The organism is Roseovarius sp. AK1035 (genome assembly GCF_003288315.1).
Lineage (GTDB): Bacteria > Pseudomonadota > Alphaproteobacteria > Rhodobacterales > Rhodobacteraceae > Roseovarius > Roseovarius mucosus_A.
The window spans coordinates 3,698,121-3,720,049 of the sequence record NZ_CP030099.1 but is presented as its reverse complement, the minus strand read 5'-3'; the positions used below and the strand labels follow the sequence as shown (position 1 = coordinate 3,720,049).

14 protein-coding genes and 1 pseudogene are annotated in these 21,929 nt (G+C 56.5%); 12 read left to right on the top strand and 3 right to left on the bottom strand.

The genetic code is table 11. The features are described from left to right. The first annotated feature begins 393 nt into the window (after nucleotides 1–393). On the top strand, nucleotides 394–1,494 hold the full coding sequence (locus RAK1035_RS17735; RefSeq protein ID WP_008282463.1) for an AAA family ATPase: 1,101 nt from the start codon (nucleotides 394–396) through the stop codon (nucleotides 1,492–1,494). Nucleotides 1,495–1,662: 168 nt separating this feature from the next. Beyond that, nucleotides 1,663–2,238 (top strand): hypothetical protein, encoded by a 576-nt coding sequence (locus RAK1035_RS17730; protein WP_008282462.1) that lies wholly within the window; start codon nucleotides 1,663–1,665, stop codon nucleotides 2,236–2,238. 255 nt (nucleotides 2,239–2,493) lie between these two features. Here RAK1035_RS17730 and RAK1035_RS17725 read toward each other — a convergent pair whose 3' ends face one another. Beyond that, a complete protein-coding gene (locus RAK1035_RS17725) occupies nucleotides 2,494–2,766 on the bottom strand; it encodes a helix-turn-helix domain-containing protein (RefSeq protein ID WP_112303113.1) in 273 nt (90 codons plus the stop codon). A gap of 243 nt (nucleotides 2,767–3,009) precedes the next feature. Here RAK1035_RS17725 and RAK1035_RS17720 point away from each other — a divergent pair, with 243 nt between their 5' ends. The 10 genes and pseudogenes from RAK1035_RS17720 to RAK1035_RS17675 all read left to right on the top strand — a co-directional run bounded on the left by RAK1035_RS17720 (nucleotide 3,010) and on the right by RAK1035_RS17675 (nucleotide 18,790). Then, a complete protein-coding gene (locus tag RAK1035_RS17720; protein WP_008282460.1) occupies nucleotides 3,010–4,341 on the top strand; it encodes a DUF262 domain-containing protein in 1,332 nt (443 codons plus the stop codon). After that, nucleotides 4,334–4,771 (top strand): GmrSD restriction endonuclease domain-containing protein, encoded by a 438-nt coding sequence (locus tag RAK1035_RS17715; RefSeq protein WP_157132427.1) that lies wholly within the window; start codon nucleotides 4,334–4,336, stop codon nucleotides 4,769–4,771. Before RAK1035_RS17720 ends, RAK1035_RS17715 begins: the two co-directional genes overlap by 8 nt. After that, nucleotides 4,771–5,169 carry a hypothetical protein gene (locus tag RAK1035_RS17710; protein WP_008282458.1) on the top strand — a complete coding sequence of 133 codons (399 nt, stop codon included), beginning with the start codon at nucleotides 4,771–4,773 and terminating at the stop codon, nucleotides 5,167–5,169. The genes RAK1035_RS17715 and RAK1035_RS17710 overlap by 1 nt, the downstream gene beginning before the upstream one ends. A gap of 477 nt (nucleotides 5,170–5,646) precedes the next feature. Beyond that, nucleotides 5,647–8,820, top strand: coding sequence for an AAA domain-containing protein (locus RAK1035_RS17705; protein ID WP_037298520.1), 3,174 nt, complete (start codon nucleotides 5,647–5,649; stop codon nucleotides 8,818–8,820). Beyond that, a complete protein-coding gene (locus RAK1035_RS17700) occupies nucleotides 8,792–10,360 on the top strand; it encodes a hypothetical protein (RefSeq protein WP_157132426.1) in 1,569 nt (522 codons plus the stop codon). Before RAK1035_RS17705 ends, RAK1035_RS17700 begins: the two co-directional genes overlap by 29 nt. A gap of 11 nt (nucleotides 10,361–10,371) precedes the next feature. Beyond that, entirely contained in the window at nucleotides 10,372–12,390 is a 2,019-nt protein-coding gene (locus RAK1035_RS17695) for a hypothetical protein (RefSeq protein WP_008282455.1), read from the top strand. 71 nt (nucleotides 12,391–12,461) lie between these two features. Then, nucleotides 12,462–13,895, top strand: a complete 1,434-nt coding sequence (locus RAK1035_RS17690; RefSeq protein ID WP_204359582.1) for a hypothetical protein — start codon at nucleotides 12,462–12,464, stop codon at nucleotides 13,893–13,895. Next, nucleotides 13,892–16,249 (top strand): hypothetical protein, encoded by a 2,358-nt coding sequence (locus RAK1035_RS17685; RefSeq protein ID WP_008282453.1) that lies wholly within the window; start codon nucleotides 13,892–13,894, stop codon nucleotides 16,247–16,249. Before RAK1035_RS17690 ends, RAK1035_RS17685 begins: the two co-directional genes overlap by 4 nt. A 249-nt stretch (nucleotides 16,250–16,498) precedes the next feature. Then, a pseudogene (locus tag RAK1035_RS17680) lies at nucleotides 16,499–17,624 on the top strand (IS3 family transposase). 20 nt (nucleotides 17,625–17,644) lie between these two features. Beyond that, nucleotides 17,645–18,790: a type I restriction enzyme subunit R domain-containing protein gene (locus tag RAK1035_RS17675; protein WP_008282450.1), complete on the top strand. Its 1,146-nt coding sequence runs from the start codon at nucleotides 17,645–17,647 to the stop codon at nucleotides 18,788–18,790. Between the two features lie 254 nt (nucleotides 18,791–19,044). Here the strand turns inward: RAK1035_RS17675 and RAK1035_RS17670 are convergent, their stop codons facing one another. Together RAK1035_RS17670 and RAK1035_RS17665 are read right to left on the bottom strand one after the other, a co-directional pair. Then, on the bottom strand, nucleotides 19,045–19,458 hold the full coding sequence (locus RAK1035_RS17670) for a hypothetical protein (protein ID WP_008282449.1): 414 nt from the start codon (nucleotides 19,456–19,458) through the stop codon (nucleotides 19,045–19,047). 15 nt (nucleotides 19,459–19,473) lie between these two features. Then, nucleotides 19,474–21,399: an AAA family ATPase gene (locus RAK1035_RS17665; RefSeq protein WP_008282448.1), complete on the bottom strand. Its 1,926-nt coding sequence runs from the start codon at nucleotides 21,397–21,399 to the stop codon at nucleotides 19,474–19,476. Nucleotides 21,400–21,929 lie beyond the last annotated feature (530 nt).

The window sequence follows — 21,929 nt, the reverse complement described above, 5'->3', positions numbered from 1 at the left end:
TGAGTAATCACGTGGCGGGTAGTCTTTTGTTCTTTTGGAGATCTGGAAGGAGCCAACGGTGAGATTGCCGATGAGGAAGATCAAAAAAGCCTTGAGATTGCGGGCAAGTGGCATGACGACCACGGAAGTGTCGATAATCATTTCCTAGAGTTGCCATTGCATTCGCTCAGTGATGCAAGCTAGCAAAGAAAACTCCGTCCAAATTCTCCGTTGACCTTCGTTTGTTCGCAATTATAACGCAACTCATGACACACTCGCGCACCATATTCCCGATAGCTGCATAACCCTGTTTATGAACGGGGCCGCACAGGTGTGTGACTTCAAAGTCCATTAAAATCATGTGGTTCAGTCTACGCTGCGGTCCCATCCGAGCTTTCAAGGATGGACAACGCTATGTCAAAAATTCCCTTCATGCCCGACATTCGGGAATTCCCGCTCTCTGCTTCCGAGATCGAAGACCGCTTAACCAATTTCCTCATCGCGCTTCGTAAGCGGCTTGGGAAGATCAAAACCACTGATGTAGCCTGCGACAGCGTGGGCTCAGCTGAACCACTGTCGTCGAATGATGACGTCGAGCTCACAATTGAGGACCATTTCAAGATCCGGCGGCGCTCAAAACGTTTGGCTGCAAAACGAGAAGCCGTTTCATGCCTCGCCCACCTCAAATCGAACGACCGTAAGCGTCTGCAGCTCGCTGAACGTGGCGTGTCTCTCAATGGCCCGGCCACCGTGCAAGAGGTCGATGAATTGGCATCCCAGTTGATGAATGAAATGCCCTGGATGCAGCCCGTTATCAAACCGATCTGGCAGGATGCACGGCAAAATCTCGCGAGGGGCGGTTACGGGCTCTGGCATCGGCCCCTGATCGTGGTTGGGCCTCCGGGTATCGGTAAATCGCATTTTGCAAGGCGGCTTGCCGAGCTGTCTCGGCTGCCGACATTGAAGATCGACGTGGGCGGGGGCAGTGCTGGCTTTGCCGTTGCGGGTGTTCAACGGGGCTGGGGCACGGCTTGTCCGGGGCGGCCAGTTGAAATGATCCTTTCCCATGGCGTCGGCAATCCAATCGTGGTGGTCGATGAGATTTGCAAAGCGGGGGTCTGCTACTCCGAAACGGGCGCTTCAACATCCATCGTAACGTCTCTGCTTGGCCTCTTGGAACCTGTCAGCGCGCGCTCCTGGGAATGCCCGTATTTCAACGTCAATTTCGATATGAGCCACATCTGCTGGATCATGACGGCGAATGACGTGACGACAATCCCGCTGCCGTTGCGGTCGCGCTGTCGTGTGATCGAATTAGGCGGGTTGACGCAGGACGATTTGTTGGACCTCGTCGGATACGAAGCCGCGAAGCGTGGTTTGGACCAGATGGATGTCCATGTGGTGCGGCGTCTCATCACCTCTTATCCCAAGGGCCATCCTGCTCTGAACCTGCGCGTTGTCACCCGCTACCTCGACGATCTCGAGACCTTGGCGCAAACACCCGTTCTTCATTGAACACCGGCCATCCCCCTCATCTATGAAAGGATCAAGAATTGATACGGATATGCCCTTCGCAATCATCCCAAAAAGGCCGCTTCGCTTTCAGCGACAGAGGCTTCGAAGACACTTGTGCGCATCCAAAACCTGATGCGCCACTCGAAGAAACAGAAAGATCTTGCACCTATGAAAACGCAAAAGACGACGAACCTTCTCCCCTTGCCCGCCCTCGCTTTGCTGAGTGCAGCCCTGCTCTCGGCTTGTGGGCCTGAAAGCGATTTCGAGAACGCGATCAACGTGGCTCTTGAAGATCGCAAAAAGTGCTGGAACATCTCCTCATCTCAGCCAGTAACCTTTCCCATCACGGTTCAACGCGGCTTTGGCAGCAGTGAAACCTTACACCCAATCCTCGCCGGTCTGGAAACACAGGGCATGATCGAACTTGAAAAGGTCACCACAAAATTCCTTCCCTCCGACAAGATCAGCCTGACATCAGAGGGCGAACGACGCGACGTCTGGACTGATGGGGAGGGCTTCTGCATTGGCACCCCTGAGGTCGTCGAAATTGTTCGTTTTACCTATGGGGACGACGGGCGGAATGAGAATGTGGCAGACGTCGAATTCACATACCGCTACACAAACGTGCCCTCTTGGCTGGACCGCAACGTCTTTGCAAAAATCCCCGGTATGGTCGAACCTGACGAGGACTACGTGACGGTGCAAAAGTCATCTGACGGCTGGCACGCTCCCGGTTGGTTCTGATTACCCCGAGCGCTATGAAAGTGGTTCGCCTTTCGGGGCGAGCCATTCAGCTTCTCTGCCGAGGAATGGCTCGACTTCCGGATATAGACCTCTGCCCAAATGCACGGAATCGATCGCGAAGTCCTAGAAATTTCTATCGAACGCGATGGGGATGCATTCTGTCGCCGCCAATGCCCCGCGATGGAAGCTCCCATAGGCCCCCCATCATGCGAGTATTGCCTTCCAGCGCCGCCACCGAAGGATGAACCAATACTGTCAGTCCGACGCGGCTTTCGGTCCGACACTATCCGTATCGTGATTGCGCTCAATTTCGGCAACCAAGTCCTGCATGCTGATACGCAGTCCTTTGCTGAGCGCGTGAAGTGTTGACAGCGACGGTTGACGCCGACCCGTTTCCAGAAACGAGATGAAGCGCGCAGACACGTCCGCGCGTTCGGCCAGCTCCTCCTGCGTCAGCCCAGCCTTCTGGCGTTCTTCATAAAGCGTGACCGCGAAGGCGGCGATCAGGGAGTCGTTCTGGCGGTCCATGCGGATAGGCATTCCGCATGGCTTGACAACGCGCCACGAACAGTTGTTCTAGTTGCGCCAAAGACCATCTGAGCCGCCCCAAAATTCCAGAGCAAATGACCTTCAAGAACCAAGCCATGGCGAGCGAGCAGATCTCCCGATGAGCGTCCTTGCGTGACGTCTCCCCAGTTTCATAATCGCCGCCAGACAGCTGCGACGTGTTCCGTCGTCCGGTCTCTGTCGGCCCTAAACCAAGGTGTCTGAATGAGTTACGCGACCATCACGATCGGCGACCTCCTCGCGGATGTGAACAGCCGGTATTTTCTGCCTGCCATCCAACGGCCCTTTGTCTGGAACGCGGATCAGGTCATCTCTTTGATTGACTCGCTCCTAAAGGGCTATCCGATCAGCTCTCTGATGTTCTGGGCCGTGGATGAAGATCTGAAGCGCGAACTAAGGATCTATAATTTCATCGAGCATTGGAAGCCGGGCATGCAAAACGTGCCGGCCTCGGTCAACGGCCGCGATGTGACACTGGTGCTTGATGGCCAACAGCGCATCACCTCACTCCTGATTGCGCTGCGTGGCAGCTTTGCCGAGAAGGCCAAGCACAAGCGCAGTGCGAGCCTGGACGCCTGGTCGGAGAAAACGCTCTATGTCGATCTGCTCACGGATCCGGCTTCGGAAAGCGACGATGAGGACGTTGAGCATGGTGTGAGCTATGGGTTGCGGTTTCACGCCGTGGCACCGCGCAACGATCATCGGCATCAATGGTTCCGGGTTGGCGATATTCTCAATCACCGCGCACCCGAAAAACTGGACACGCTGATCGAGGCAACGCTCGCGCGCGTGCATCACGGTGTGACCCCCTATGAACGCGACTTGATCAGCACCACGCTGCGGCGCCTGCATGAGGTGATCTGGGCGGACGCCGTCATCAACTATTACACGGAAACCAGCGCCTCGGTGGACCGCGTGCTTGACATTTTCGTGCGCGCGAATGACGGCGGCACGAAGCTGTCAAAATCCGATCTGCTGATGTCGCTGATCACCTCGAAATGGGAAAACGGATCGGCGCGTGAGGCTGTTTTTGATTTCGTGGACTACATCAACAAAGAACTGCCGCAACCCAACAAGATCTCGAAGGACTTCATTCTCAAAAGCTGCCTCGTGCTCTGTGGTTTCGATGTCAAATACAACGTCGCGAATTTCACTCAGCAGTCCATCGCCGAAATCGAGCGGAACTGGCCCGATATTCGTGACGCCCTGGAGCGGACCTTCCGCTATCTCAACGGGTTGGGTATCAACGCGGACAACCTAAGTTCATTGAATGCTGTCTTGCCCATTGCCTGGTTTCTCTATCACGCGCCCGGCGTCACGCTGCGCGGCACATCAGAATTCGACCGTCAGAATGCGCGCGCTATCCAGCGTTGGCTGATCAACAGCCTTCTGATGGGTGTTTTTGCTGGCAGCTCTGACCGAACCATAGCTGCGGCGCAAGGTCCTCAAAGAAGCCGGCCAGATAAGCCGGAATTTTCCCGAGGATCAGCTCTACCAAGCGCTTGCCATTGGCGGTCGGTTGGCACGTTTGGATGAGCGGGCCGTCGAGGATCTGCTCGATCTGAGTTTCAACAAACCACGCACCTTTTTGGCGCTTTCGCTGCTTTATGACGATCTTGACTGGAGCGGAGCCGTGCATCACGTGGATCACATCATTCCCCGCAGCAGGGCCGAGCGTCGTGTCCTCATGGGAACGAACCTGCCCGAGCACCGTATCCGCGAGATCATGGCATCGGTTGACAGGCTGGGAAACCTACAACTGTTGCCCAGTCAAGAGAACCTGGAGAAATCGGACATTCCGTTCGAATCTTGGATCACTGGGCGGAGCGATGGATACAAGACGAAACACCTGATCGCGCATACGCCCGATCTTTGGACCGAAGCAATGTTGCCTGAGTTTGTGCGTGAACGAGAGAAACTGATCCGCCAGCGCCTGATGGCACTCACAGGCAAGGTCGTTGCGTGATGGATCGACAGGAACTCAAAATGCAGTGCCTTGAGATTCTTGATGCGCGGGCATCCGAACATCCAGCCGGCCATCAAGGCACATTGGTGGCGCGTTACCTTCTGCGTGGGCAGAATGGCGATGTGACGGAGCTGATGTTTGAGAAAGGGCCGAAGACCCCGGCCAACCTCTGGGTGGTGCATCGCCGAGCTGTGGGGCTGCTGGTTGAGCCTGGGCTACAGTTTCAGTCCTCTCCGGCATCGGCGCTCTATGCGAACAAAGGCGCGAATGGAAAACCAATCTACGGGCGGCACTCAGCTTTGAAACCCATGCGGGAACTGGGACATGCTGACCTGATTTGCTTCAGCATCACCACGCTTGCCGAGCTTGCCAAGATTCTGGATCATCTGGCGGAGTGATCTTGGAAATACCATAGCGCAGTTGTGTTTTCCTGACATGTGGCATTCATCAAGTAAAAGCTGAACTTCACAATACCCGTGCCCCTTCGGCCTGTGGTGTTAGAGACGATTCCCATTTTGATTTGTAGCCGCTGATGCTGCGTTCCGTGCACGATCACTATCCCATTCGCACATCCGGCACGACTTGTGTCTACGAGTTCTGTTCGCCATACCGGTTGAGAAAGTTGCAGCGATTATTATCGTCCTAGAGAAGGAAGTATTAGGCGACCGCGGGGCGCTCGCCGGATCGGCAAGGAAACACGGTTCTCGAGTATCCTAAGGCAATCAATTTTAATATCGGGGATCATTCCGTTGAAGCCAAAAAGAATGAATAGTCGACATGCAAGAATGTGGATAACTCTCGAAATCTGTTTGAAATCGGCTGGCGATGGTCGGCTGGTCGAATGGAATGAAACACCTGAGTTTCAGGTGTAATTCGTGTCGTTGGTTCTAAAAATGGTGCGGGCTTTCCCGCGTGGTAGAACCACCGAAGAATTGCTCGTGCTTGTTGGTGCTAGCTTTTCACATGACAAGCGCCTTGCTGCGATCGCCGAACTGGATCAGCTCTTGCGAGATGGTTTTGTCGAGAAAGGACGTGACGGGCGTTGGCGTGCCAAACGCGAAGTTCTCTTTGAAAGTGGCCGGACGGCCGCTGTGGCGGACCCACTAAGAAGCGCCGCTTCTGAGGATGTTATTCACGCAGCCGCTGCAACTTTTATCTTGGAACCGCTTACGAACGAGCATTTTGATGCGGAGGATTGTGAAAGCGAACACCTCGATCCGCAGGCGCTCCTCAGATACTGGCGCTCTGCACTCCGTGCCGACCCGCGTGGTGCAACGACCCAAGTGCTTGACACGCATGGGATCGAGTGGTCGCTCATATCCGGGCGGGGTCCAGTCAGCCCCGGAGAGGGCGGATGCTTGCGGATTTCGATTGATCTAGCCACGATTGCCCCCACTTTCCAAGAGGCCCTCATTCGCCGAGAAGGAAACGAGAACGCGCTCGCGATCGGATGGCCGATGGCCGTGAATAGACGCGGGGGTGTGCCCATTTTTCAGCCTGTCGGTATGTTCGCTGCAGCATGGAAACGGGAGGGTGAAACTCTCGTCCTTACGGTAGATGCCGATGATGTTCTCGTTAACCCGGACTGGGTGAAAAGTGCGGCACGTGCAAGCGGATGGAATCGAGACGACCTCGCCGACCTGTTCTCGGCGGACGATGGTCTTGGGCTTCGCGCGGATGATTTCGTAGAAAAGATCAGGGTTGCCGTTGCGAGCCAGATCCGGGGTCGCGTCGTAGGTGAAGACCTTGCTTCGCAGCTCGACAGTTCTGCTCAAGGTATTTACGACAGCGCAGCGATATTTCTGCCGACAGACTCTTCATTTACAGCGGGAGCTGCTCGCGATCTTGACGCGATTGCGGCTTGGCCCCAGGAGAGGATCGCGCGCACAGCGCTTGCTTCCGTGCTTGGTGTTGAAAATTCAAACAGCGCGAATCCTGTCGCGGCTATCGATGCGGTGCCTTTGAACAAAGAGCAATTGCGGGCTGTCCGGGGCGCTTGCGAAGCGCCGCTCACTGTAGTCACCGGCCCACCTGGAACCGGGAAGAGCCAAGCGATCGTTTCAATGGCGGCCTCGATCCTTGCGGCGGGTGGCAGCGTGCTGGTTGCGTCCAAGAACCATCAGGCTCTGGACGCAGTGGAAGATCGTCTGGGTTCTCTCGCACCGGACGTCCCGTTCTCGGTGCGCACCCTCAATCCCAGTGAGGAGACGGATACGGGTTTCTCTGACGCGCTCAAGAAGCTTTTGTTTAATGAGGGCGGATCGCGTCGTGCGTCTGTGGATGAATTCGCCCTGACGCAGTTGGTCGAGGCAGCTTGGCGACGTAAAGACGCGGTTGATATCCTCGACCGGATTACCGAACTCCAGTGTGAAGTATCAGACGTCCTCGAGCGGATTGAGATCCGTGAGGCGCATGGCCATGAGGTAAGTCCGGAAAGACTGCCCCAAGAGCGTTCTTCTGGCATCCTGCGGCGCTTTCTTTCCTGGTTGCGGTCTGTTTTCGCCAGCCGACCTTTGCAAGAGGAGTTGCTGAACGCGGCTGCCCCGGACCGCCGCGGCATGAGCCTTGCGGACCTTCGCGAGACATTGGCGGCCCTGCGTGCAATGAGAGAAGGGCTTGGCGATCCCGATGATCCAATCGAGATGGGTGAGCGGATCCGTGAAGCCACGGCACGACTTCTACCCGCGATTTTGTCGGCCCGCACCCACTTGCCGGACGACGAACGACGCGAAATATCGGAAATCTACGACGATTGGACGTTCGAAGGCGGCAAGAAACATCCTCCATCCGATTTGTCGAAGGCTTTGATGTCCTACAGGCCGCTGTGGCTTGCGTCGATACTGGGCACCCCTCGGCGCATTCCTCTCGACGACGGTTTGTTCGACCTTGTGATCTTTGACGAGGCGAGCCAGTGCGATATCGCCACGGCGATTCCGCTATTCGCCCGCGCGAAACGGGCCGTGGTGGTTGGAGACGACCGGCAGCTGTCCTTCATCCCGCAACTCGGCCAAGCGCAGGATCGAAATCTCATGCAGGCCCAGGGTCTGCCGGTGGCCAAAATGGGGCGCTTCGCGCAAAGCCGCCGATCTCTGTTCGACTTCGTGTCGCGTGTCCCGGAAGCTCAAAGGGTCACGTTGCGCCATCAATACAGATCGGCTGGGCCAATTGTCGATTATATCAGTGAGAATTTCTACGGGGGCCAACTGCAAACCTCTTATGATCCGCGAGGGCTCAAGGTGCCGAAAGGTGCCAAAGCCGGGATCGCATGGGAGAATGTCACCGCGCCTGCGGTGCCACAGGCAGGAAATGTGAACCTGGCCGAAGTCTCCGCTATCGTGCGACATCTGCGAATGCTCCTCGGTGACGATGAGTATGGTGGCAGCATAGGCGTGATCACTCCGTTTCGTGCGCAGGTTCTGGCCCTTGAGAACGCGATTGCGACGGCGATAGAGGCGCCAAAGCGGGTGGCTTGTGATTTGAAGGTTGGAACGGTCGATGGGTTTCAAGGCCAAGAACGTGATCTTATCTTGTTTTCCCCCTGCGTCGGGCCGCGTAGTCCGCAGTCTGGATTGACCTTCTTTCAGCGAGATACCCGCCGCCTGAATGTTGCCATTTCACGAGCGCGTGCCGTCGCAATGGTTTTCGGCGATTTGAATTTCGCGCGCTCTGGGCAATCCAAGCCATTGCGGCGACTGGCGGCAATGGCGACCGAACCACGCAGTAAGATTGGAGAAGGGGTTTTCGATAGTGACTGGGAGCGGAAGGTCTACCACGCCTTGAAAGCGCGGGGTCTGGATCCGCACCCTCAACACGAGGTCGCGGGCCGCCGCCTCGATTTCGCGCTTTTTGGCACGAACGGGGTCAAGCTTGATCTCGAGGTGGACGGGCGAAAATGGCACGAGAGCCCAGATGGTCGACGAAAAACGTCGGACCTTTGGCGTGATCATCAATTGAAGTCCCTCGGCTGGCGCGTGCGCCGGTTCTGGGTGGACGAACTTTCTAGAGATATGGAGAAATGCCTTGACCGAGTCGAACAAGACTTATCGTAAGTCGACCAGAAATACTTCGATCGCTTTGGGCCTCGGTGGCGCAGCGATCCTCGCGTCAGGTTTTCTTGTTCTACAAGTCAATTCTCTAGACCGTAGATACGGACGTATTGAAGAGAACTTGGGTTACTACACGCAGGAGCTGCAATTGGCGCAGCAACAGCTGGAAAGCGCCAGAAGGAAATCGCGTGAATTGTCCGACCGTAATCAGAATCTGATGGCAGAGGTAGCAAGCGCTGAGAGTAACCGCCAGAGTGCGGCCCAGCGTGAGGCTGACGCTCAGGCAAGGCTCGATGCGCGACAGGCTGAGCTTACATCGGTGCAGGAACGCTTGTCCAAGGCGCAACAGACTATTTCCGAAGCACAGCGGCTCGAACGCGAGAACACGCAAGCGCTGGCTCGCAGAAATGATCTTGAAACTCAGGTGGCTAGTCTTGAAGGCGAAGTGAAAGACCTCAATAAACGGCAGCTGAATTTAGCCAATGGCACGGCAAAGGCCGAAACAGCCATCGACCGCCTCGAAGGTCGGCGTGACGAGCTCCAGCGCGAAGTGGATTCACTGGGACCGAAAGTCGAAGACCTCCGCGCGCAAGAACGACGCGTGGAACAGTTGCAGATTGATGAGGCTCGTCTAAAGAAGCGCATCGAGGATCGAAGCGCTGAAGAGGATCAGTTACGTAGCAAATTAGCTTCTTTGCAGGAAAGATTCGTGTCGACGGAGCAGCGATTGCGCGACCGAAACGCGGAGTTGACGGTGAGCGAGACAAAACTCGAAGAGCTCACATCTAATCTCAAGACTTTGGAGGAACGTCACTCCACTTTGGATGCGAGCATATCTGGCGCTCAGGTGCGACTTTTTGAACTGCAAAATGAGGCGGAGATTGCACAGAAAGTCGTGACGCGGGCGGAAGCACAGCGAGCTGAGACCGCGGAAGCGTCGAAGCTCGCGCAAGAGCAGCTTTCCACACGAAGCTCGGAACTCTCGACGCTTACGACGCAGATAGCATCTGCGAAGGAAGAACTGTCCGCACTCGACGAACGACGCGCAGAATACAACAGGTTACAGGCTGACGTTGAACGGCTTGAAGTGAGACGGATGGCACTTGAAGAAGCCCTGCCCGATCTCGAAAGCAGGGTCGGGTCGGCTCGGTCAAGGTTAGCATCGGGACAGGCGGACGCCGACGGGGCGCTCGAACGGGTTGCAGAACTCACCGGACGTGCCTCGAGCCTAGAGACAGAAATTCAGCGTTTGCAGGACCGCCGTGACACACTTCAAGTCGCGGCCGAGACTGCTCAAGCTGCTGCGGACGAAGCAATTAGAGCCCTCCAAAACCGGCGTGTGGAGCAGGGCCAGGTTGCGGCAAGCGTGCAAGAGCAAACTGAAACCCTCTCGCGTTTAAACGAAAAGCTGTCAAACAGTCAGACACAGCTCGCTGAGCTGCAAGAAAAAATAGAAGCGGCGCAACGGGTGATGGAGATCATCGAGGGGGCCGTTGAGCAGCCTCAAGAAGTTCGCGACCAGCTTTCTATCGGCGATGAGTGAGGATTTCGGAAATGTTAACAGATAATACAATCCTCGTGCTCGCCATTGCTGGAGTGCTGATACTGCTCGCAATCGTTCAATTGTTCTTGGCGGTGAGGCACGATAATGTCGTCACCGCGCAGGGTCCTCTCGCCACGCTTGAGGCGCTTGAAGCGCAGATCGAAGTTAAAAGAAACACCCTCGACGACTTGGAAGCAGAACTCGAAAAGCGCCGTGAGGCGATGGCTATCGTCGCGGACGTTCAAGCCGAGGTGGACGGCCTACGCCGACAGAAGGAAGAGCTTCTCGCTGAATGGGAGAGCCTGCGGGAGCGGAGGGACGAAGTCGCGGCGGTGCGGCAGGAGACGGAGGCGATCGTTATAGAACGCCAGCAACTCGAATCCGAGATCGCGCCGCTACGAGCGGAATATCTCGCAGTCAAGGAAAGGCTGGAAAAGGCAGAAGAGCTTTTGGCGCGTATTGACGCCCTGAAAAGAGAACATGAAGAAATTTCCGGGCAGGTTGACGACCTTCGTGACAAGAAGCGGGAACTTGAGGAGGCCGAAGAAAGAGTTTCACGCCTAGAGGCTCGCGCTAAAGACCTAGAGACAGACAACGCTCGACTGGAGGGGCGGAAATCCTCTCACGAGACCGAACTCGGAGAGCTGAACGCCAGAGTCGCATCCGAACGCGAGGCTTTGGCACAGACGCAGACTGAACATGCTCGTATCGGTGCGGAAGTCGCAGCACAGGCGCAGGACATGCGTCGCATCGCGGGCGAAATCGAAACTCTCAAAGAAACGCGCGGCATGCTTGATGCGAGATTGGCGTATCTAAAAGCAGAAATCGCTCGCAAGGAGGGTCGTTCTGTCGATGGCGAAACCAGCGAAGCCGATCCGCTGCGTGAACTCAAGGAAACGCCTCCGGTTATTAAGGCAATGAGATCTTGGGGCCCTGCGCCGCGCGAAAACGAGGCGGATGCGATCAAGCGGGTGGAGCGGCGGCTACGTGCGAAAGGTCTCGACTATCCCGCGCGCACGCTTCGTGCCTTTCATACCGCGATGAAGGTAAATGAAACCACGCAGATGGCTGTGCTTGCCGGCATTTCCGGCACTGGGAAAAGCCAGCTGCCGCGACAATACGCTGCTGGCATGGGGATCGGCTTTCTTCAGGTGCCAGTTCAGCCGCGTTGGGACAGCCCGCAGGACCTCATGGGGTTCTACAACTACATCGAAAGCAAGTTTCGGCCCACGGATATGGCACGCGCACTTTGGGCCATGGACGAGCTTAATAATGACGACGCGGAGCAGGATCGCATGATGATGATCCTTCTGGACGAGATGAACCTCGCGCGCGTAGAATACTACTTCTCTGATTTCTTGAGTCGACTTGAGAGCCGCCCACGCCCAAGCGATGTCGGCGATGCAAACGAGCGCAAGGATGCCGAGATCGAGCTCGAAATCCCGAATATGGAGCGCGCGCCCCGGATCTTCCCGGGCTACAACCTTCTGTTCGCCGGAACGATGAACGAGGACGAAAGCACACAGTCGCTGTCTGACAAAGTCGTCGATCGGGCAAATATTATTCGTTTTGCGGCACCGAAAAAGATCAGGGACGGTCAGGCTGATGGTGAAGCTGAACCCACCAAGGCCCTGTCACAGGAAACATGGAACAGGTGGAGCCGCTCCAGCGCCTCGGTTGCAGGGGACAAGCGGGTTACCGGCCGGGTCGAGGAAATGCTCGACCTGATGCGTGAATTCAAGCGGCCCTTTGGTCATCGCTTGGGACGAGCAATCATGGCCTATGCGGCGAATTATCCAGAGGTTGAGGGCGGTCGCGGCGTCGACGATGCGTTGGCCGACCAGGTCGAGATGCGGCTCCTGCCCAAGCTACGGGGCGTCGAAGTCGATATGGCGGGTCCACAATTCTCCAAACTGAAGACCTTTGTTGAACGCGACCTTGGTGATGATGCTCTGGCGCAGGCGATCGACGAATCTATGACACTGGCCGAGGCCACAGGACAGTTTGTCTGGAGCGGGGTCACGCGCTGATGCGACTAATTGCCCGCCCATGGTCATCTCGATCCCTGCCTGAAGGTGGGGCGTTCGGGCCAGGGGATTGTTTGCTTGGTGAGTTTCAAGGAGGAAGCCCGCGCGGCCTCGAATACATGACGCTCCTTAGCGGCATTGTGAGGGACACCGTCACGGGTTTGGCTCTCATTCCCTACCCACAGCGCGATCGTGCATTTGCCCCTGAGCGCTCTGGCTTTCCGGTGCGGCCCCGGTCTGGTCAGGACCGGATGACGGAAGCCGAACAAGAAGGGGCAGCCGCCCTTCAGCATATGAACGAAGTTCTCGCCCGGATCCAAGAGCTCGAGGAGGCGCTCGAAGACCCAAGCAACACTTGGGGTCGTTTGCGAGAGGCATGGCGGCGCGCCGAGGATGAAGCCGACCCAAAGATGGCTGAAATTGTCAGGCAGGCGCGGCTAATGCAGCCCGTGCTACGCGATCTGGAAAAACGGGTGCGACGGGTGTTGCGCAGGCAGCGGGAGCTTACTCCGCTCGACCGGGTCCAGGAAATGGATCGCGCTTCAATGGTCTGGCTCAGTCGACAACCTGGCCGGAACATTTCAGAGCGGGCAGGGGCATCTCAGCGGATCCTAGCGACTGTGCGACGTGAAAACTTCGACACGTTGGAAAATCGCGTGCTTCATGCATATGCGCGTCTGGCCACCGATGCGGCTCGGGAATGGATGCGGGAACACCCACGAGCGAAATCCAGCGCACGCTATACACAAGTTGATGGCTTCCGGAAATCCTGCCGCACCTTAGCGAGAACGCTTGCCGATCTTGGAGTAATGATCGCGCCTGCCGGTATAACCCCCAACTACGTTTTGATGCAGGACCGCAGCTACCGAGAGGTCCACACGAGCTGGCTCAGGCTACTGTTACGTCGCAAGATCGAAGATGATCTATGGGCATGGCAGGCTGAAACCTGGACAGATTTTGCAGTCCTTGCGATTATTCTCGCCATTGATGAACTGGAAGAAGCGGAGTTGGTTGCCCAGTCTCCGATATCCTGGAATGCCGAGGCAGTCGGGGGGCGCTGGTTTGATCAGGATAGACCGATCGCGGTCTTTTGGCTCCGCGACACAAACCGGATCGTAGAAGTTCAGGCGCGACCGGAAAAACCGGGGGCGTTGTTGAGCGTCGCTCGCGCTCATGTCGCGCTTCGGATCTCGGATCCGAGCCGAACGGATTTGCCTAGACGTGTCGCGGTTTGGACGCCCCATGCGATGCGTCGGATCGCTCTCGAGGATTGCGCCAAAGAGGCCGCTGCGCTTCTTCAGCAGATGCAACCCCTTGCCCAGACCGAGGTGCTTCGACACGGATTGATCATGACGCCCGCACGCGGCCAAGCGGGTGCAACCAGTGCTTCACTAGGAAGGGTGACCGCAAAAGCCATAGCGCTTGGTCCTGCCGGAGATGATCTTGCAAAGGGGTTCAACGCCGTTCGTGACTTCGTGCGGAGCGAAATTTACGAGGCCTCGGAATGACGGCCAGAAAATTTTGTGGCTTCGACGTCAACGGCTGGCGCGACTTCGCTGCCAAGAACTGGCGCTCCGTGCCGGGAGAAGAAGAGGAGGTCGGTCCCGTCGAGATAGTGCCAAGCGGCCCGCTTACGTCGGTTGTCAACGTTGGAGATGGTGAAAGGACCCGATGGATCGGCGGTGCCCAGGCTGACGCAGCACCTCATGGTTTAGGCGGCGGGTGGGGTCAAGTTGGGGCAGCAGGACGTCGTGTTTCGGTCCGCAAGCTCTTGGAACTGAGAGATGACGATGTCACGAAGCTGTCCTCCTGTTTTGCCGGATCGGCACAGGGGGCATCACACAATATCTTGTCTATCGACGAGGGGCCGGACGGAGTCGAAACCACACAGGAACACCTGCTCGAAGCGCTATCTTTTGGCAAGTATAGGAACAGCTCTCTCGTCTGGCGTCCTGTTCTTGCTGCGCTCTATGCGATCGAGCAGGGTCTCGTGTTGGAAGGACAGCGTGTAGGCGTTGTGTGTCATGATCGGAGAGGATTGGCCATTCAGCACCTCCTGATCCGAAGCGCACGCGGCGTTCTGGCACCTGAAAGGCGAGAGGCTGCAAAGCATGCGCAAAGCGATATCGGATATGAAAACCTCGTGCGTGCCGCCCGTAATGCAGCCATCGGTCCGGATGGCTTCACATCGAGAACTGCTCATCGCGCCATCGCGCGTTCGGTCGGAAAGGCAGCTCTTGGCATTGAGTGTCCGCCTGAGATGCTCCGGGTCCAAAACGGAGATTGGGAGACCCTCGACCTGAGCGGATACGACGCCGCGGCTTCGTTGGTCGGTTTTCAACACGGCCTTGATCTGGGTGGTTGTGACGTTGTGCTTTTCGAGACCTTGACCGAGGGAACGCTCAAAGACCACATGGTCTCAAACCTTGAGATTGCGTCGCCAGTGGCATTTACAGCCCTGCCTGCGCAAGCTGTCGCACTGGGCGCATTGTCCGCCGCACGTCGGGCCGGGGACGGCGCGCCGATATTTTTTGACTTCCTTCCGAGGTTGTCAACGATCGTCTTTGGGCCTGAGGGCGCGACCAATTTCGACCTAATTCGACCCGAGGAAACGTTGGAGGCCGGTCGCACTTATCGTAGCCCTGAGCCCGCCTCTCTAGCGATTCCTGCTGGGCAAGAAAGTGTCTCGGTGTATTTGAGAAAGGAAGCTGCACCACCACCGCGAAAGGCTACGGTGAAGATCGGCTTGCCCTTAAAGGAACAGGCGGCTGTGTCGCTCTGGGTTGAACAAAAGCCAGCGGCTGGCCGCGCAAGGATTCTGATGGAAGCGCCGAGTTTGGGACGGAACTTCACGGTAGAATGGGATGAGGCAGATGAAGATGCACGATCTTGGGCAGAGATTATTGAGAGCCTGAAGGTAAACGTTTCAATTCCGCGTCGCTTGGTTCTTCCATGTGGCATGCACCCATGGGAAGACAGCGCGCGCTCGGACGGGATGCTTTGCCTGCTACAGACTGAACCTTTCCGCAACGATCCCGACTGGGATACGCTCGCGATGAAATTAGCTCAGCGGCCATTCGGGCAATACTGCATTTCAAGCGATGGACATTTTCCTGCCGAGATCGTTCAGGAGGATATCGAGCGTTTCGACCTGCTGACCGAGAAAGCTTTGGATGTCACTCGCAGCCGTTTGGCAGGGGGCACGGGCCCGGGAACCGAAGACAACGGGGCCCTCAAGTTTTTGACGTGGCAATTTCGGCGATGCCCACCGGAGGTGGCAACATGGCTGGTGGACTGTATCGAAAACTCTGAACGTTCCCACCCATTCGTTGGCCATCAGGCGAGCTGGATACTTGTCTACCAAGGTTTGGGACGGATCATGCTGGGCGATTATATCGAAAGGCGGGCCATGGAAGTTCTCCTGTCGTCCGACATTGAAAGCTGGGTTTGGAATAGACAAAGTGCGTGCATGGCGTTTCTGCTCTCTCGATCGGACACGGCACCAACTCTGTTGTCTCGTGTCGATGTGGAAAGATTGGCGGGCCGCACGATAGCAGATTTCCGGCGTAACATCGGTGAAGAATACACCATGTTCAACTACGCGCCCTTCTTGCTCGCGGGGCTGCTGAGGTGGCGTATCAAGAATCCAACAGCCTTGGTGTCTGGCGTTGATCCGCTGGCAGCTGATTTTTTGGCGATTATCGAGGAAGTAGAAGCGGATCTGGTTAACCGGCGTAGGCCGAGTGTTAACCTCCAGAGGCGACGTGGCAAGATTTTGCCGATTCTAAAGGATATCAAAGCAGAGTTGCTCGGCGAGGGGACGAACCCTGATCTTCTTTTGGACATCTACGGCGCGGGCTGACGGTGAACAGATGGTCCTGGCTCTCGACTGAGATCGCACGTGGACGCGACCGAAGACCGGTTGGAAGAGCTTTCAATCTGCGGTGGATTGAGAAGCCCGTGGCGTGTTCGGATGCCTCTTTGCAATTATGCTTTTGTCTCGCATTCCATCCTCGATCACGCTGAAACAGGCGGTTAGGAAGATTGGAGTAGCCCCCTGAAAGTGGTCCACCAACTGGGATAGATTGTCCCGTGAATTGGAGGATCAGCGATGGCTGGAAAACGAGAGAAGCCCGAAGAGATCGTATCGAAGCTTCGGCAGGTTGAAGTTCTGCAAGGACAAGGCGCGACGATCGCCGAGGCGGTGCGCCAGATCGGCGTGACACAGCAGACGTTCTACAGGTGGCGTAAGCTCTATGGCGGGATGGGGAGGTCTCAGCTCGCACGCCTGAAGGAGCTTGAGAAAGAGAACCAGCGATTGCGGCGGGCTGTGTCCGACCTCACCCTGGACAAGCTGATCCTGACCGAGGCAGCAAAGGGAAACTTCTGAGCCCTTCGCGTCGCCGGAAATGCATCGACCATGTGCGGCGGGAACTTGGCGTATCAGAGCGCCGGGCCTGTCGCACACTGGGGCAGCACCGATCCACGCAGCGTAAGATGCCGCAAGGCCGTGCTGACGAGCAGCGTCTGACCGACGACATCATTGAATTGGCTGATCAGTACGGGCGCTATGGATATCGCATGGTCACTGGCCTGCTCAACAATGCAGGTTGGTGTGTGAACCATAAGCGGGTCGAACGCATCTGGCGGCGTGAAGGGCTGAAGGTCCCTCAAAAGCAGAAGAGAAAGGGGCGGCTCTGGCTGAACGACGGGTCGTGCGTGCGTCTGCGGCCCGAGCGCCCCAACCATGTCTGGTCCTATGACTTCGTCCAGGATCGCACCGCAGATGGCCGTGTCTACCGGACACTGAACATTATCGACGAATACACCAGGGAGGCGCTCATGATCCGCGTCGATCGCAAGCTCACTCAACGGACGTGCTGGATGCACTGACCGATCTGTTCATCCTCCGCGGCCCGCCTGAATACATCAGATCCGACAATGGCCCGGAATTTATCGCTCAGAAGGTGCGGGACTGGATCGCCGCCGTCGGAGCGAAGACGGCCTATATCGAGCCGGGATCACCCTGGGAGAACGGATACTGCGAAAGCTTCAACGCCCGGTTCCGTGACGAGCTGTTGAACGGCGAAATCTTTTACAGCTTGAAGGAAGCCCAAATCCTGATCGAGCAATGGCGGGTTCACTACAACACGGTCAGGCCGCACAGCGCATTGGGCTATCGCCCACCCGCGCCCGAAAGCATCGTTCCGCTGGATCAAAGGCCCACAATGCACTAACAATCAAATCGGACCACCCGATGGGGGCAGACCAGCCTTTCTCGGGCGATCTGACCGTCGATGGAATGGTTTGGACCGAGGCGACAGCAAACGGGTTTGCCGAGACCGAACTGCCCAAGAAGTTCGACACGGATGACTACCAGGTCCTCGTGGTCGCCGAGAAATACCAGACCGGGTTTGACCAGCCGAAGCTGGTGGCAATGTATGTCGACAAGAAGCTGGCAGGCCTGCAGGCGGTGCAGACGCTGGCCCGGCTGAACCGCAGCTACGGCAAGGACAAGCCGACCCATGTGCTCGACTTTCAGAACACGATGGAAGACATCCGCGAGGCATTTGCGCCGTTCTTCGAGGCGACAGCGCTCGAGGAGCGCACCGATCTGAACCAGATTTACGATCTGGAACAGCGCATCACGAACGCAACTTACATCCACAAAGATGAGGTCGAGCGGTTTGCGAACCAGTTCTTCAAAGGCGACCTGACGACCCAAGACCGGCTGGCCCTCGAAGGCACCGTGCGTCTCGCCGTCGAGCGGTTCAACCTCGATGAGGACGAGGCGCAGCAAGAGGAATTCCGGCAGCTCCTGAAGAGCTTTTTGCGTTTCTACGCGTTCGTGGCCCAGGTCGTGTCACTCAACGACGCTTGGTTGGAAAAGCTCTATGCCTATTCGGCCTGGCTTTCGCGGCTTCTGCCATCGCGCGATGTGCCCGCCGACATTATGATTACTGACGACATGCTGACCCTGTCGGCCTTCAAGCTCCAGAAGGGCGAGGAAGGCAGCGCGTCATTGGCGCCTGGAGAAACCGCCACGCTCGCCCCGATCACCGAGTTCGGCGCGAACGCCTATACCGAGGAGGAGGAGCGGTCCCTGTCGGAGATCATCGACTCATTCAATGAGCGGCATGGAACGCAGTTTTCGCGCGACGATTTTCTCCGTTTTGAGCGCGTCACGCGTGAGGTCATGGATGAAGATATGACCGAGATGGTTCGCAACAACCCGGCCGACGTGGTCTACAATGCCTTCTCGCAGGCGTTCTTCCAGGGCATGGTCAAGATGTTCCAGAATGACAACGAAATGCGTAACATAGTTATGACCGACAAGAATGCGCGTGAGCAGGCGACGCGACATTTTTTCAAGCGGGCGCAGCGAGCGGCGCGGGAGGGGTGAGCGGCCGCCTGATTTAATGTCTTTATAAATTTCGACTTATTTTCGGTCAATTTGCGTGGCATGCATGCCGAAGCGCGGTTTTTCTAGAACCTTAATCTGCTGCCTGTGCAGCACCGGCTGTCCGGAGTCATGAAAATAGGAACAACTTTAAGTTGCAAAGTGAAGATCTGTGGCCACCACTCTAGACACGATCGGATCATTGCGGTCCTTCGTCGGCTAGTTTGGTGCTGCTTTGCAGCCGCTCAAAGCCGACATCAAGTCTCCTTCGACTTACCGCGGCTTTCGACCCAAGCAGCGATTGCGTCGTGGAGCATCCATGGAGACGGCGCGCTGCATATGATATTTGAGCCTTCACTTGCAGTGAAGTGACACCACTCTTCGTCATCGGACACCCATTCGCCGATGATTTCGCCATCGACCAGCAACACGTCTCCTTTGAACGCTTTATTGTGGTAACCGAGCATTACGATGCCATGACGAACCATGCCTCCACTGTCGATCAAGTCGCAGATAGCTGCAAATTGAGCAAACAAATCGGCTTTCGAGCGCCCCGCAATTCGTCCAACCTCGAAGGCGCGGTATTTCAATTTCCCAGTGAGTTTGGCGCAGCTATTGTCTTGTTCAACCTCACAAGACAAATCGCCCTGGCTCAGCGTATCTATGTGCATAATTTTGACGCCCGTCTATGCCAACGTTTTGTTGATACGCTTGAACAGCGCCTCGAAGGCATTCAACGTTTCGTCTGACAATGCGGCAACCCGCTTGGCGCGTTCACGCAACAAAACCTCCGCTGGGGCATTGTGGTCATACCGGTCCACACCCTCGTTGCGGGCGATCTGTCGCACAATTGGGTCGGTTCCCCTGAGGTCCGCTGCCTTGATCTTCTTGTCGAACGCAGCGTTGTATAGCGCAACGTAGTCGTTTTTGGCAAAGAGATCCTCAATGTCAGCCATCGTCCGGTCAGCAACCTCACCAATGGTAATGATTCGCTTTTCCCCGAGGAATCCTGCCTTGGCTAGGGCGCTCAGCTTCTGGTGGCCCTCCTTGCGAGAGTCCACGACAACTGTAACGTCAAGGTGGTTGCCCAAGAGGGCGACAAATGCCGGGATCACGTCAGCACCACCCAACGGCATGATCGACCAGCGCTTGTCGAGCCCCTCGCGCCCGTCCTCAATCAGCCGCTCCGAGATGGTCTGCATGAACAGGAAGTCTGACGGCCCCTCAACCACAAGGTTGTCCTTGGCGATGAAGAGGTGTTGGGCGATGTCGTAGCCCAATGCTGCTTGAAGAGGGAACAGTGTGTCGCTGTCAGTGGTAAGGACGTCAGAGGTCGTCACGGAACCGCGCTCGCGTCCCTTGTCTTCAACGAGGCGAGCCCGCTCTAGGTGGTCAGGCTGGATCATGAAGGGCGAGTGTGTCGTGTAGATCACCTGACAGCGCTGGGAAAGCCGCTCCTCAATGAACCGGAGGAAGTCACGCTGCGCCGTCGCGTGGAGCCCCAGCCCGGGCTCATCTAACAGGATGATGATCGGGGTGTCGTCAAACTCATAGCGGGAAAAGGCCGTCAGGAAGGAAAAGAACCAGCGAAACCCGGAGGAGCGCTCATCAAAGCGCAGGGAAAGTTTGTGCTGGTCGTCCCACATTCTGATGTGCAGTTCATCAATAACAGTCGTTTGCCCGTTGTTGGTGGGCTGCTTCGTTAGCGTAAGATCCATCTCCACGCGGAGATGTTGATTGGTCGTCCAATAGTCCAGGACCTGTTCGCCTAACTCATTCGCTACGTTCTGAAGTTCCCTCTTCCGGGTTTCATAGTCGGCATCAAGAAGGTGGTCCTTCTCAAACTCAGCCAATTGGAGCAAGGCTAGCGCCGTTTGCTCATCGTCTTCAAGTTTGTCTTCATCGGCTTCCAGCAGTTCGCGGATTGGAACGGTGCTCGGGAGGCTGCTGTATTCAGAGAAGTAGAAGAATTGGGGCACCCGGGCGAACAACACAAGCCAAACTGACTGCCAAAGTGTCGTGTCATCCGGCAGCAATTCGTTGGTGGCCTTCGTGACCTCCGCCAATGCGAGGGTGATTGCGCTCTCCTCGCCGCCATCTGGCGAGAGGCTTGCGACTTTGGCGCGGAGGGCGCTAAATGTCTCACATGAATTGAGTGGTTCTAGGGCCGTGGGAAGTTCAATCTGCGCGAGCAGATTGACAACGGCTTTGGCCTCATCGACCTCAAACACACCCGCGTATTTATTGGTGTATTTCCGACGGATCGTGAACGTTTCCGACAGTAACACAGCTTCGCCAAACCGAGCTTCGACAGCCGCAATGTCCTCCGACTCTAAGGTGAAGGTCGCATTGATGGGGGACTTTTCGTCAAGGTCGCGCCCTTTCGCCTTCGCTTCCCGGCGATGCCTCTTCTCCAGCCAGGCGGGGTATTGTGTTGGTGAGGAAAAACTCGCCGCGCCCTGAGCAGGCTTGAGCCGCCGTAGCGCTTCTAAGAAGGCACTCTTTCCGCTTTCGTTTTTGCCAACAAGGCATGTGATGTCTGGCTGGATGGCAACCTCAGTCGAGTCCAGCACGTGCTTGAAGTGATCTATCCTAACTGTTTTGAGCTTCATGCCGCTATCCCTCAAACCAATTGCACGTGTTGATGCCACATATTGTTATTGCAGTCCTTAAAGTTCAAGGCGCAAAAGGCGAGGCGGGCATAGCGGGCACAGCTTAAGCGGTCAGTGCAGCTCCGCTCATTTATCGGTTTTTTTCGTTTCACTTCGGGATGTCTGCTTCACGGCAAAAACATTGAGCCCTTGCATCCGCAGCGAATGACTGCCCGCCGCCCTTAGTGTCGAGGGTTCCGGTCCAAACTGCACTTTGAAGACCGTTTGAAAAGGGGCTGTGACCCATCATCTGCGCGAGAAGCAGGTGACGTCTGTTACTGGGGTTGCAAAGCGCTTCGCGCTGACATGCGAGAGCAACGCGGTGCACCATGTAAATGGCCACTCGTTAATCTCAGCAACAAGCTCAGCCTGGAAGCTGATGCCACACATCCATAGGGCCCGCTCATCTCCCCTGATTTCGACCTAGAACGAAGGCTGCCCAAACATCCATCATCTAGCGCTGATTTTCCAGCACATTCAAACGCTGGTAA